The sequence below is a fragment of the Paenibacillus tritici genome, assembly GCF_018207515.1.
Taxonomy (GTDB): Bacteria; Bacillota; Bacilli; order Paenibacillales; family Paenibacillaceae; genus Paenibacillus_AQ; species Paenibacillus_AQ tritici.
The window spans coordinates 2,814,049-2,827,210 of record NZ_CP073365.1; the positions used below are offsets into that span (position 1 = coordinate 2,814,049).

Sequence of the window (13,162 nt, forward strand, 5' to 3'; positions counted from 1 at the left end):
TGTTTTCACAAAAAAGACGCACTATCGAAGAAAGTTAGACACATTGCCCCCCTCGTTTGGGCCATACAGAGTTTCCCTAAACTCATTATACTTGTGAATTAAAGCACAGCAAAGTGGAAGGAATAGCAAAGCGCTTCTAAAATTTGCTGGGCTTCATTCGCAAGATTGAGGGGGGATGTATTCGTGATGATTGATACAGTGATGTGGAGTAAATGGTTAACAGGAATGACGTTAGCATTTCACACCATTTTTTCTACGATTGGTGTCGGTGTCCCATTGATGATAGCCATTGCGGAATTCGTCGGGATACGCAAGAAAGACCAGCATTACACTCTGATGGCCAAAAGATGGTCACGCGGATTTATTATTTCAGTAGCTGTTGGCGTAGTGACCGGAACGGCGATTGCCTTGCAGCTTGCGCTGGTCTGGCCGAAGTTCATGCAGATCGGCGGGAACGTAATCGCCCTTCCCTTATTTATGGAGGTTTTCGCCTTCTTTTTTGAAGCCATTTTCCTGGGGATTTATTTGTACACCTGGGGGCGGTTTCGCAACCCGTATATTCACTTACTGCTGACGATTCCCATTGTCGCCGGGGCAGGCATGTCCGCAGTATTCATCACAACAGTGAACGGATTCATGAATCAGCCTGGAGGCTTTGTAATGGAAGCCGGACAATTCACGGCAGTGAATCCGCTGGAGGTAATGCTTAATACGGCAACACCTTCAAAGGTATTTCATGTCTTAACCTCTGCCTACTTGACGGGCGCTGCTTTGCTTGCGGGAATTGCGGCTTACACTATCCTGAGAAGGGGAGTCTCAGCCTACTCCAAGAAGGCCTTGAAGCTGATGATGACCGTTGTTGTGGCGTTCAGTCTGCTGACAAGCCTGGCCGGAGACATGTCAGCCAAGTTTCTGGCGGAGCATCAGCCGGAGAAGCTGGCGGCAGCGGAATGGCACTTCGAAACCGAACGCAGCGCAGACTTGGTTCTGCTAGGCTGGCTTAATGCAGAGAACGAGATTCTGGGGGCGATTCACCTTCCGAAAGCGCTAAGCTTCCTGGCGTTTGGAGACTTTAACGCTGAGGTCACGGGTCTTGAAGAGTTCCCGCTTGACGAACGCCCGCCGCTTATTGTCCACTATTTGTTTGATTTTATGGTCCTGAGCGGAATGGTTATCTTGGGGATTGGACTGCTGTATTTCCTCTTCCTGTTCTGGAAGAGACGAAATGAGCTTAACAAGTGGCTGCTCAGATCCATTGTCTTTAGCACATTTCTGGCCTTCCTGGGCATTGAATTCGGCTGGTTCTATGCAGAGCTTGGCAGGCAGCCTTGGATTGTCCGTGGATATATGCGTGTAGAGGAAGCAGCCACAACATCGCCGAATGTGAGGATTCTCTTTTTCCTCTTCCTCCTTCTGTATGTTGTAATGGGGACGATGTGTGTCATCGTACTTAGACGGCTGTTCCACAATAATCCTCCAGAGGCCGAGCTGAACAAGCTGGCACAAGCATCTATAGAAAAAGGTGAGCAACTATGATCAGCTATGAGCTGGCCGGTATTTCAGTGCTTTGGATTTTTTTGTACGGCTATTTAATTGTCGCGTCTATTGATTTCGGGGCCGGATTCTTTGCCTTATATGCCCGCTTGACGAAACAGGATCACCTGATTAACCGGCTGATCTCCCGCTACCTGTCGCCAGTCTGGGAGATTACTAATGTATTCTTTGTTTTCTTCTTTGTGGGCATCATCGGATTTTTTCCCGACACGGCTTACTATTATGGCTCTGCGCTGCTTGTTCCCGGGAGCATTGCCGTGATTCTGCTGGCTATACGCGGCTCCTTCTATGCTTTTCAGAACTATGGCTCGAAGCAGAACATTATCTATCTGTTTTTATACGGGGCCACAGGTTTACTGATTCCGGCTTCTTTATCGGTGGCCCTGACGCTGTCTGAGGGCGGTTTTATTATAGAGAATAGCGGAACGGTCACCTTAGCCTATTGGACGCTTTTGACAAGTCCGTTGTCATGGAGCATTGTAGCCCTCGCCATCGTGTCGGTGCTGTTCATCAGCAGCTCGTTCTTGGCCTACTACGCTTCGAAGGCGGAGGATCAGGCCGCGCTCAAGCTGATGCGGACCTACGCCCTGTTTTGGAGCATACCCACGATCATTGCTGCATTTACGGCATTTGTTTTTCTTTCCCAGCACAATGAGCGTCATTTTCATAACATGATGGATTTGTGGTGGCTGCTGGGCTCGTCCGTTGCCTTTTTCATGATTGCAACATGGCTGCTCTACTACGGCCGCCTCTACGGATTAGCCTTTATCTTTGTCATGCTACAGTTTCTCTGTGCCTTTTTTGCGTACGGGATAGGGCAGTATCCTTATATCCTCGACCCCTATATCACCATTCAAAGCGGCGCCACGAACGAATCCATGGGGATTGCGCTGGTGGCAGCCTTTATCGGCGGTCTGTGTCTGCTGGTCCCGTCGCTCATTCTGGTCTTCAGATTATTCCTGTTTGATGCGGAGTATGTAAAAGGCAAAAAATAAAGGAGGGGAGTTATCATGAAGAGGAGAACCGGTCTGATCTCAGAGTATATGTCTACACAAAGGAAACGTCGTGCACTATTAGCAGGCTTCTCGCTTGCACTCGGTGCAGCCATAACATGCCAGGCCGTGCTGCTCGCGGAAGCCGTTAATAAGATTTTTGTAGAACGGGTATCTGTGTCATCGGCGGCTGTTATCCTTGGGCTGTTACTGGCTGTCATGGCTGCGCGTACGCTGCTATCTTATGGCAACGGGTTAATCGGCTTGCACATGGCTGCTGATGCTATGGCAACGATGAGGGCCAGGGTGCTGCGGAAGTTGACCCAGGCTTCTGTACCCTCGTCACTTCGCGGGCAAACGGGCAGCAAGGTAAGTGTAGCACTGGATGCGGTGGATGAGGCGGACAGTTATTTCAGCCAGTACATGCCAAGAATGATGGAAGCTGCGGTCATACCCGTGCTGATATTAATCGTAATCTTTACCCAGCACAGCAATTCCGGATGGATCCTGCTGTGTACCGCACCCTTTATTCCGGTATTCATGATTCTTGTAGGGCTGCAGACCAAGAACAAGGCAGAGGAGAAATTCGCACAGCTCGCCGGGTTCTCCGGGACCTTCCTCGATTCCCTTCAGGGGCTGGTCTCGTTGAAGCTGTTCGGCCTGGCCCGCCGCCAGCAGCAGGAGATCGAACGCAGCAGTCTGGGGTACCGGGATGCGACCATGGGGATTCTGCGGGTTGCCTTTACCAATACCTTCATGCTGGAGTCGATCGTTATGCTGGGCCTTGGCATTATTGCGCTTGAGCTGGCGCTTCAGCTTCTTGTTTTTAAATCTCTTTCCTTTCATACCGCGTTTCTGATCCTGCTGCTGGTGCCTGAGTTCTTCAATCTGCTGAAGAACACGGGAACTGCTTTTCACAGCGGCCGCACCAGCATGGGAGCCCTTCGTAAAGTGGAAGAGATGCTTGCAGAAGCAAAAGAAGAGAGCGCGGCAGCGGATCAGCCGGAAGCATACGAAGGGGGCTTGCACCGGATGCCTCCTACTATTGAGCTGAGGGATATCCAGTTTCAATATGCCCCGGGTATGTTCGGGCTGTCAGTGGATTCAATATCCATACAGCCGGGTGAGCAAATCGCCATTGCCGGCAAAAGCGGGTCCGGCAAAACCACGCTGCTGCATCTCATTGCAGGACTGCTTAAGCCGGCGGCGGGAGAAGTACTGGTGAACGGACGCCTGCTGACGCAAATAGAGGAGACTTCTTGGTTTGAACACGTCAGTTATATTACTCAGCACCCGTATATTTTTGCCGGTACGTTGGCTGATAATATTGCGCTGGGCGCTGGCAGGAACGTCTCCAGGGCCGAAGTCGTTCAGGCGGTGGAAGCCGCGGGACTTGCTTCTGTGGTGGCTGAGCTGGAACAGGGCTACGATACCCTGGTAGGTGAAGGAGGCCGGGGACTGTCAGGCGGCGAGAAGCAAAGGCTTGCTCTGGCACGTGCCTTCCTGAAGCATCCGTCGGTGATTCTATTTGATGAGCCCACGGTGGGATTAGATCTGCATACCGAACGCATAATGCAGCGGTCTATAGCTGAACTTGCCGGTCAAGCTACGATGATTACCGTGGCTCACCGCCTGTATACGATCCGCCAAGCCGACCGCATATTGTTTATGGATAAGGGAGAAATACTGGACTGCGGAAGCCATGATGAGCTTCTTGAGCGGCTGCCCCAGTATGCTGAAATGGTGAAGGCGGGAAAGGGGGAGCAGCATGAATGAGCTGGCTATTTTGACCAAGGCCATGCTACAGGAACGGAAAGATATTGTTATGGCCATCCTTGGGGGCTTCATTGCCGGAATAGCGGGAGTATGCCTCTTTGCAACCAGCGGATATCTGATCTCCCAGACAGTATTTGCCCCTCCGCTATATACCTTGATTGTGCTGACGTCTCTCGTGAAAATACTTGGTCTGGTGCGGGCGGCCGCGCGATATGCTGAACGTTTGTATACCCACAGGGCGACGTTTTCGATGCTCAGCCGTTTGCGGACCGCTTTTTTTGCCAAGCTGGTTCCTTTGACTCCGGGAGTACTAAACCAAAAACGGAGCGGAGATCTCCTCTCACGTATCGTAGGCGATATAGAAAGCTTGCAGCACTATTTTCTGCGGGTCGCCTATCCTCCGGTCATTGTCGTTATGGTGTTTTTGGCCACGGTTCTGTTTACTTCTGCCTTCTCCATCTGGATCGCCTGTTTGTTTGTACTGGGGATGCTGGCGGCGGCATTTGTGGTTCCGGCCATGGTTATGCTTGGACAGAGGAAGAACCAGGGGCGTGTTCGGGAGCAACGCTCGGTGCTTTCCACGGAAGTGACGGAATTACTTTACGGTTTCCGCGATTTGAAAGTATACGGGCAATTGGAGCAACGCGGAGAGCAGTTGGAGTCTGCCTCTGCGGCATTGACGGCTGAACAGCAGGCAGCGGCGCGGCATTTGCTGCGCGGGCAATCGCTGCATGTATTTGTAACTTTTCTGATATCCTGGAGCGTGCTGACCCTTGGCGCCCTGCTGATTGTGGAGGGTTCGCTTGCCGGTGTGTTCCTTGCAATGCTGGTTATGATATCTCAGACTGTGTTTGAAGAAGCTGCGGCAATGGCGACACTGCCTGCATATAAGCAGGATAGTGAGCATGCCGCCAAGCGGCTAGAGGAAACCGTTAGGGCAGCAGATCTACTGACAGAGCAGCCAAGCGGTAAACTTCCTGCCGGTCAGGCCGTGTCCATTGAGCTGAGCGGTGTATCTTTTCAATATGAAGATGAATGGCGTCCGGCACTCAAGGATGTGTCCCTCCATATTCCGTCTGGATCTAAGACTGCCATTGTCGGGCCGAGCGGTTCAGGCAAAACAACCATTCTCGAATTGCTGCTTAAGCTGCGTGCACCGGCGGAAGGACAGATCCGGTTCAATACAACTTCGATTCAAGAGCTGGATGAAGCAGGCCTATGGCAAGCTGCCAATGTGGTGCTCCAGCACAGCCATTTCTTCCGGGGAACCCTACGTGATAATCTGCTGCTGAAGGAGGAAGCTCATTCCGATGAAGTGTTATCCGCAATGCTGAATAAAGTGCAGTTGCCGGATAAGCTCCTGGATGACATGGTTTATGAGAAAGGAGAGAACCTGTCGGAGGGGGAAAAGCAACGCCTGGCCCTGGCCCGTGTGATGCTAAGGACAGGAAGGTTATGGCTTCTGGACGAGCCAACCTCTTCGCTGGATTACATTACCGAGCAGCAGGTACTCAGGCACTTGCTGGCCCAGGCGGCAGACGATACGCTGATTCTGATCAGCCACCGGCTGACCGGTCTGGAAGCGATGGACCAGATCTTGGTTATGGACCGTGGACAAGTTATTGAAGCAGGCACATATTCAGATTTAATGAAGCAAAAGGGCTATTTCTATGAAATGAAGCAAATTGAGCTGCAAATGATAGAGGGAAGCTGAGGATACTGTATACGCATATGACGATCGCCTTGGCCTTCTAGGACTTGGACGGGCTTCTCGAATTTCTAAAAGGCTTGAAATGTTAAAAAGCAGCGATCTCCGTTTTTGGAGAATCGCTGCTTTTTTCTTGTATAGGAAATTATAATGGCCAGATGTGGATAAGGAGGCGTAGCGTGGGGAGAAGTGCTCATTGAATGATACTGGGGCCGCATGAGTAAATGAGGAGCCCAGAATGTAAGCGAAAAACCGAATACAATGTGCTGGTGCGAGTATGCGTAGGCCGAATGTAATCGAAAAACCGAACACAATTGGACTGTGAGCGCCGCGTAAGCCAAATGTAATCGGAAAAGCGAACACAATTGGACTGTGAGCGCCGCGTAGGCCGAATGTAATCGGAAAACCGAACACAATTGGAATGGATACGCCACGTGGGCCGAATGTAATCGGAAAACCGAACACAATTGGACTGGACGTGCCACGTAGGCCGGATGCCCCGGAAATGGGCAGATGGGTACAGTGGAGGTAGCCCAACGAGTTCTCTGGAACGCAGAGGTTCCTACATTTATCCACCCGCAGGGTGATTTTGTTCTTTGTTTTTAAACAAAGGTTTTCGTACCCCGCTTAAACAGCGACCCAAACATCGCTCCGTTCACGCAGCGTCCACCAAAGTGCTCACTTTGATCTTCAATCTCTCGTGAAATTCTCTAACATTCCAGCTGGATACCGGCTGCCGGCTGATCCGTGCGGGAGGATCTCATTAATACGCTGAAGATCAGCTTGTGAGAGATGAACATGAACAGCACCAATGTTCTGCTCAACCCGCGCAGCGCTGCGTGTACCAGGGATCGGGACGATATTCTCTCCCTGATGAAGAAGCCAGGCCAGGGCCAATTCTGCTACAGAGATCCCTTTGGCAGAAGCAAGTTCTCTAAGTTGCCCGGTTGCGTTCAGGTTGTAGATATAGTTGTCCCCTTGCCAACGCTCATCGAACCGGCGCATATCGTCTTCGGCGTACTCGTGAGAGGGTTTAACCGCATCGGTCAGGAACCCTCTGCCTAATGGAGAGTATGGAACCAGACCTATACCCAATTCATTCAAGGTTGGCAGTATATTGTCCTCGATCTCGCGTTCGAATATGGAATATTCAGTCTGAAGCATAGACACGGGGGTAACCGCGTGAGCCCGGCGGATGGTTCTGGAGCCCGTATTACTCAACCCGAAATATTTAACCTTCCCTTCTTGGATCAGATCTCCAACGACCCCGGCTACCTCCTCGATAGGAACATTAGGATCAGGGATATGCTGATAGAGAACATCAATGTAATCCGTCTGCAGATAGCGAAGACTGTTCTCCGCTACTTTACGAATATTATCTGGACGGCTGTTGAAACGTGTTCCGAATGGCTTGGCTGTCATGTCAAAGCCAAATTTGGTAGCCAGTACTACCTTGTCACGAAAATCCTTCACTGCTGTACCCAGCAGCTGTTCATTGTGGCCTTTTCCATATCCATATAATTCTGCCGTATCAAAGAAATGAACTCCAAGCTCATAGGCCCGGCGAATTGTCGCTATTCCCTCCGTGTCATTTGAAGGACCGTAGGCCATGGTCATCCCCATGGTTCCCAAACCAATAGCGGAAACGCTTAAACCTTGCTGACCAAGAATCCGGGTTTTCATTGTGGTGCCTCCCTTATCCATTTTCATTTCCTCAGGAACAAAACCATATTATCACGGAAAATAAATTAAGTAAACAAAAAGTGTATAAAGTGTCTATTGTGTATATGGTGTGTGGAGTCATGCTTATGAGTTATACTATAATTTACAAGGGGGCATTTACATGGAACCGCAGAATGAAAAACAACATCAGATGAGGATTAATCTTGCTAATAGACTGGTAACATTCGTTAGAAAAAATGGATTCCAAAGTCTGAAAATTGACGAAATCGCAAAAATTATGGATATCAGCAGGGCCACATTATATAAATATTTCTCGACTAAAGAAGATATCATAACGTTTATTGTCAGTGGCCTTGTAAAATATATCCACGAAATTATAGAAGATTCTGAATCCAATCAAGCGTACGGTCCACGATTTCAGCATTTATTTGAACAAACCATTTTATTAAAAGAGTACATCACCGATATTTTCCTGAGGGAGCTTGAAGGCAGTTACCCTGAGAGCTATGAGCGGCTAAAAGAAGCGATGAAAAAGCGGGAACATCAGGAATTGGCTTTCTATGAAGAAGGAATTAAACAAGGGGTTTTTAATAAGATTGACGGCAGGCTTATCGTCTTGCAGGATGAGATTCTAAGAACCGTGTTAGATGTGAAATACCTGATGGAGAACCATTTGACCGTGTATCAGGTGCTATTTGAATATTACAATCTAAAAAAAACCCAGTTGTTTAAACCTGATGAAACGGAAAGGATAGATGACAACTTGATGATTCCTAGAATGGAGTATATGGCACAAAAAATTTTGAAAGACTTGTATTAAACTTTGCAGCCGAGGTATCCCTAATAAACAAAGGAGAACTGAAAATGAGAAAGCTCGTTCTATTTCTGCACGCATCGCTTGACGGTTTTGTTGAAGGGCCGAAGGGTGAAATGGACATTGGCTGGGTTTCCTACGATGCTGACTTAGAAAAACATGCAAAAGAAATTCTCAGTACTGCCGACACTGTCATTTGGGGACGAGGGACTTATCAGATGATGTACAATTACTGGCCATCCGTGCCTTCGAACCCGTCAGCTTCACAGCATGAACTGAATCATGCCGAGTGGATCGAAAAGGCAACCAAAATCGTTTTTTCCACAACATTGGAGAACGTCGAATGGAATAATTCCAGACTGGTGAAAGAAGCTGCCGAGGAAGAGATCCATAACCTCAAACAGCAGCCAGGCAAGGATATGGTTATCCTCGGCAGTCCCAGGCTGGCACACTACCTTATGCAGCTTGATCTAATTGATGAGTATAAAATTACGGTTTCTCCTGTCCTGATCGGTAGCGGATTGCCGTTATTCCAAGGTCTCAAGGAGAAGATTAATCTTAAGCTAATTGACAACAAGACCTTTGATTCTGGAGCCATAGGCCTCACTTACCAGACGATAAGAGGATAGTTAGCTTAAGGGGCTATCCAAAAGTAGTTTTTCTGCGAGTAGAAACAGCCTGTTCTCATTTTCAGAACTGCAAAAGGACCAAAATAGCAGCGATTCTTCTCCGGGAGATCGCTGTTTTCTGTTTGTTTTTTGTGATTTTAGACAGATTTGAAGAAACTTTTTCAGCTTAAACAGCGGAGAGGACGGAACGAATGTGGAAAAGCGTCAGCGGTCGCCTTTGTCCCCGGATTTTCACCGCTAAGGGGAATCCAAAAAATCCGGGGACAACAGCGATTGGAACATCGGTCCGTTCACGCAGCGTCCTTCCAGGCGCTAACGTTGATCCTGCTCAAAAACCAAGGACTTCCCTAAAGGTCACTCCTTAATATCTTATAAGAAATTCTTGAAATCACAGAAATTTGTCCGGGTAGGGGGTGCTACTATACAACTATAAATAAAGACGAGGTGATGAAATGCAAGCAAAACTGGCAGCGGACGCCATTCCCCTCTCCAAAAAGCGGAACTCATGGATAAGGACGATAAAAAAGTATAAAGTGATGTACGCGCTCTTGTTCCCGGCATTAATTTATTTTGCCGTATTCAAATACATTCCTATGGCGGGAATCATTATTGCCTTTAAGAACTATAACCTGGTTTTGGGGCTATGGGATAGCCCGTGGGTGGGATTCAGAAATTTCACGGATTTTATGAACGGCGTGTATTTCTGGGACATCATGAGAAACACGATTATCATATCGCTGTATAAGCTGTTGTTCGGTTTCTCGGCTCCCATTATTCTGGCTTTGCTGCTTAACGAAGTGTATACCCAGTGGTTTAAGAAAATCGTCCAAACGATCACGTATTTACCCCATTTTCTGTCATGGGTCATTGTGTATGGAATGATGGTGGCTTTATTAGCCCCGGGGGATGGTCTGTTTAACATGATTTTGAAGGAAGCTGGAGTGGAGCCTATCTCCTTCCTGACAGAACCTGCCTGGGGCAGACTGCTGATTATCTTATCTGAAATATGGAAGGATATTGGCTGGGGAGCGATATTGTATCTTGCCGCATTAGCGGGAATCGATCCAAGTCTATATGAAGCGGCTAGAATTGATGGCGCTTCCAAATCGAGACAGCTCTGGCATGTAACCCTTCCCGGCATCCGGGGAGTTATGATTCTGATGCTGATCCTGAAGTTAAGCCATATCCTGGATGCTGGTTTTGACCAGATATTCATGTTCGCCAACAGCTTCAATCAGGAGAAGATCGACATTATCGATACCTGGGTATACCGGGAAGGGCTTGAGCGGCTTAAGATTGGCCTGGCTACGGCTGTAGGATTGTTTAAAGCAGTCATCGGATTTATTTTAGTGCTGACGGCGAATAAGATCGCCAAAAAATTCGACGGGCAAATCTGGTGAGGGGGTGATCTAAATGATCAATTTAACAATCGGGGAAAAAGTCTGGCAAGCTGTCGTTTATTTTATACTGATTCTGCTATCCCTGCTGTGCTTACTCCCCTTTCTGTATGTGGTTGCGGTCTCAGTAACCCCGGAATCGGAAGTGCTAAGAAGAGGAATTGTGATTATACCAGAGACCTTTACCTTTCTAGCCTACAAAGAAGTATTCATCTCTCATGGCATCGGGCAGGCCTATAAAATCACCCTGTTCCGGACGATTGTAGGCACTTTGCTGAATGTGTTTTTTACGGTAATCGCAGCGTATCCCTTATCCAAAAAATATTTGCCGGGACGAAGCCCATTCCTGCTATTCATTGTCTTCACGATGATGTTCGGGGGAGGATTAATTCCGACTTATTTATTAGTCCGCTCGCTGGGATTGCTGAACAGTCCATGGGTACTGATCATTCCACAGCTCATCAGTGCCTTTAATCTGGTCATCATCAAAGGATTTTTCGAGCAATTGCCTGCAGAAATTGAGGAATCAGCGAGGGTAGACGGGGCAAGTGAGCTTCAGTCGTTATGGCGGATCATTTTACCCCTGTCCTTGCCCGTCCTGTCCACCATCTCCTTATTCTACGCAGTCGGGCATTGGAACAGTTACTTCGATGCTATTGTCTATATCAATGATTCCAGCCTGATGCCGCTTCAAGTCATCTTGCGTAACATCCTGCTTAACGTCGCCACCCAAAGTGCTGATTCGCTTGCCAATTCCGGAGCGGTGAGTACGTTCGCAGTGCAAATGGCTGCAGTTGTTGTGACTACCGTCCCGATCTTAATCGTCTACCCCTTTATGCAAAAGCATTTCACCAAAGGTGTACTCTTGGGGTCGGTCAAAGGTTAAAAAGAATTCCAACCTGAGTTGTTACGGGGAAACCGTGATAATATAGAAGCAAAGGAGAGGTCATTATGCAACGTAAAGCGATTTCATTGGCTATTCTGGCAGCAATGGTCGGGGTGGGAACGGTGTTGTCTGGATGTGGGGAACAAAAAGAGGATACATCGACAGCTTCGGATAATTCACAAGACCCGTCTAGTCCCTTTAAAACTAAACTAAAAATCTCGATGTTCAACCAGGGGACGTTCAATGCTGCTGCTCCAATTCCTCCCCGTGAAGAAGATATCCAGCGTCAAATGCTGGAGAAAGCCGTCAACATCGACCTGGAAATGATGATTCCTCAATCCGGGCAAGCAACGACTAAATTAAATACGCTCATTGCCGGCGGAGATATTCCGGATCTGATTTTCTTGAAAAGCCGGGCGGATCTCGCGCAATATTATGATCAGGGTGTTCTTGCGGATCTGACACCGTATCTGGATCAATTCCCTGAATTGAAGAAACGGTTCAGCAGCGACTCCTGGGAGGCGGTGTCCTATCAGGGACAAACCATTGGGGTACCCGGTTATGATAATGTGAACGGGATCAGCCGAAGCTACTTCATCCGCCAGGACTGGCTGACCAAGCTGAATATGGAAGTGCCTACGACACCTGACGAGCTCTTTGAAGTTATGAAAGCCTTTACAGAGAAGGACCCGGACGGTAACGGCAAAAACGATACGTACGGCTTCATAGGCGGTATGAATAAAGAAGGCAATCTGCAAACCTACGGCTTCGATAGCCTGATGTGGATGTTCGGCGTCAATCCGCCATCAGCCATTGATGTGAAGGACAATGAACCGGTGTTCCTGTTTACCGACCCCAAAATGAAAGAAGCGCTCGCCTATATCCATAAAATGATGGAAGCTAAGGTTGTAGATCCGGATTGGGTGACGATGAATACGCCCGATTTGCTCGACCAAAAGCTATTTAAGGGGAAGGTCGGCTTCATGATCAGAGACGCCCGCAGGCTGGAACCGGATTATCAGCAGAAAATGAAAGAAATCAGCGGAGAGGTGCCGGAATGGATCGTGATTCCTCCAATGACAGGCCCTTATGGTGATCAGATTGTAGAGAGAAAATCATTCCAGGGCAATTCATGGGCCATCTCCAAAAAAGCGGATAAGGAGAAAATCATCCGCATCTTGTCCATGCTGAATTATTTCTTCACGGACCAGGAAGCCTATCCGAATTTTGCATACGGGATCAAAGGGATTCATTGGGATGTGGTAGACGGCAAGATCAAAAATAAAACCTCCGAATTATCGAAGGATATGAAAGAAAAGTACCTATGGGTCGATCATTATAGAATGCCGCGCCGCGGGGATGATGCGGAGTACTTCAGCTTCCAGAATCCCAAGACGGCAGAAGCTTTTGAGAACAACCAGCAATATGTGGCGGCTACTTTGCCCGGGAATCTATTGACTGAAGACCCGAATGATTCATTGGCAGCCGACCGCCAGCGTTACATTAATGAGAGCCTGGTCAAATTCATGACTGGCAAAGAACCTCTGTCGAACTGGGACAATTTCCTCGATACACTGGAGACCAAGTTTGACATGCAGAGATATAAGGAGTCTGTAATCAAACAATTCAAAGAAGCAGGCTTAATCAAGTAAAATCAAACGAAGAGAGCGGCTATCATTAGCCCCTCTCTTTGTTGTCATATGCTATGATTTGTTCAATACAG

Annotated in this window: 10 protein-coding genes; 9 read left to right on the forward strand and 1 reads right to left on the reverse strand. The window is 48.3% G+C overall.

The genetic code is table 11. The features are described from left to right. Nucleotides 1-183: 183 nt before the first annotated feature. From KDC22_RS11815 to cydC, 4 genes are read left to right on the forward strand one after another with little or no spacing between them, the layout of a single operon-like run. Nucleotides 184-1,536, forward strand: a complete 1,353-nt coding sequence (locus KDC22_RS11815) for a cytochrome ubiquinol oxidase subunit I (protein ID WP_173137633.1) — start codon at nucleotides 184-186, stop codon at nucleotides 1,534-1,536. After that, nucleotides 1,533-2,549, forward strand: a complete 1,017-nt coding sequence (locus KDC22_RS11820; protein WP_211723150.1) for a cytochrome d ubiquinol oxidase subunit II — start codon at nucleotides 1,533-1,535, stop codon at nucleotides 2,547-2,549. Before KDC22_RS11815 ends, KDC22_RS11820 begins: the two co-directional genes overlap by 4 nt. Nucleotides 2,550-2,564: 15 nt before the next feature. Further along, entirely contained in the window at nucleotides 2,565-4,322 is a 1,758-nt protein-coding gene (gene cydD, locus KDC22_RS11825) for a thiol reductant ABC exporter subunit CydD (protein WP_211723151.1), read from the forward strand. Next, nucleotides 4,315-6,036 carry a thiol reductant ABC exporter subunit CydC gene (gene cydC / locus KDC22_RS11830; RefSeq protein ID WP_211723152.1) on the forward strand — a complete coding sequence of 574 codons (1,722 nt, stop codon included), beginning with the start codon at nucleotides 4,315-4,317 and terminating at the stop codon, nucleotides 6,034-6,036. Before cydD ends, cydC begins: the two co-directional genes overlap by 8 nt. A 684-nt stretch (nucleotides 6,037-6,720) precedes the next feature. Here the strand turns inward: cydC and KDC22_RS11835 are convergent. Further along, entirely contained in the window at nucleotides 6,721-7,713 is a 993-nt protein-coding gene (locus KDC22_RS11835; protein WP_211723153.1) for an aldo/keto reductase, read from the reverse strand. Between the two features lie 160 nt (nucleotides 7,714-7,873). Between KDC22_RS11835 and KDC22_RS11840 the strand changes: the two genes are divergently transcribed. The 5 genes from KDC22_RS11840 (at nucleotide 7,874) to KDC22_RS11860 (ending at nucleotide 13,091) form a co-directional block, all read left to right on the forward strand. Then, a complete protein-coding gene (locus KDC22_RS11840; RefSeq protein WP_211723154.1) occupies nucleotides 7,874-8,533 on the forward strand; it encodes a TetR/AcrR family transcriptional regulator in 660 nt (219 codons plus the stop codon). Between the two features lie 44 nt (nucleotides 8,534-8,577). Beyond that, nucleotides 8,578-9,156 carry a dihydrofolate reductase family protein gene (locus tag KDC22_RS11845; RefSeq protein ID WP_211723155.1) on the forward strand — a complete coding sequence of 193 codons (579 nt, stop codon included), beginning with the start codon at nucleotides 8,578-8,580 and terminating at the stop codon, nucleotides 9,154-9,156. Nucleotides 9,157-9,608: 452 nt separating this feature from the next. Continuing rightward, on the forward strand, nucleotides 9,609-10,556 hold the full coding sequence (locus tag KDC22_RS11850; RefSeq protein WP_211723156.1) for an ABC transporter permease: 948 nt from the start codon (nucleotides 9,609-9,611) through the stop codon (nucleotides 10,554-10,556). 13 nt (nucleotides 10,557-10,569) lie between these two features. Next, complete coding sequence (locus tag KDC22_RS11855; protein WP_173137617.1) at nucleotides 10,570-11,439, forward strand: carbohydrate ABC transporter permease; 870 nt, start codon at nucleotides 10,570-10,572, stop codon at nucleotides 11,437-11,439. Nucleotides 11,440-11,504: 65 nt separating this feature from the next. Beyond that, nucleotides 11,505-13,091 (forward strand): extracellular solute-binding protein, encoded by a 1,587-nt coding sequence (locus tag KDC22_RS11860; RefSeq protein ID WP_211723157.1) that lies wholly within the window; start codon nucleotides 11,505-11,507, stop codon nucleotides 13,089-13,091. Nucleotides 13,092-13,162 lie beyond the last annotated feature (71 nt).

Bases quoted from the DNA above. Each gene is read 5' to 3' on its own strand.
- KDC22_RS11820 (WP_211723150.1), top strand. From the start codon at position 1,533: ATGATCAGCTATGAGCTGGCCGGTATTTCAGTGCTTTGGATTTTTTTG.
- cydD (WP_211723151.1), top strand. From the start codon at position 2,565: ATGAAGAGGAGAACCGGTCTGATCTCAGAGTATATGTCTACACAAAGG.
- cydC (WP_211723152.1), top strand. From the start codon at position 4,315: ATGAATGAGCTGGCTATTTTGACCAAGGCCATGCTACAGGAACGGAAA.
- KDC22_RS11835 (WP_211723153.1), bottom strand. From the start codon at position 7,713: ATGAAAACCCGGATTCTTGGTCAGCAAGGTTTAAGCGTTTCCGCTATT.
- KDC22_RS11840 (WP_211723154.1), top strand. From the start codon at position 7,874: ATGGAACCGCAGAATGAAAAACAACATCAGATGAGGATTAATCTTGCT.
- KDC22_RS11845 (WP_211723155.1), top strand. From the start codon at position 8,578: ATGAGAAAGCTCGTTCTATTTCTGCACGCATCGCTTGACGGTTTTGTT.
- KDC22_RS11850 (WP_211723156.1), top strand. From the start codon at position 9,609: ATGCAAGCAAAACTGGCAGCGGACGCCATTCCCCTCTCCAAAAAGCGG.
- KDC22_RS11855 (WP_173137617.1), top strand. From the start codon at position 10,570: ATGATCAATTTAACAATCGGGGAAAAAGTCTGGCAAGCTGTCGTTTAT.
- KDC22_RS11860 (WP_211723157.1), top strand. From the start codon at position 11,505: ATGCAACGTAAAGCGATTTCATTGGCTATTCTGGCAGCAATGGTCGGG.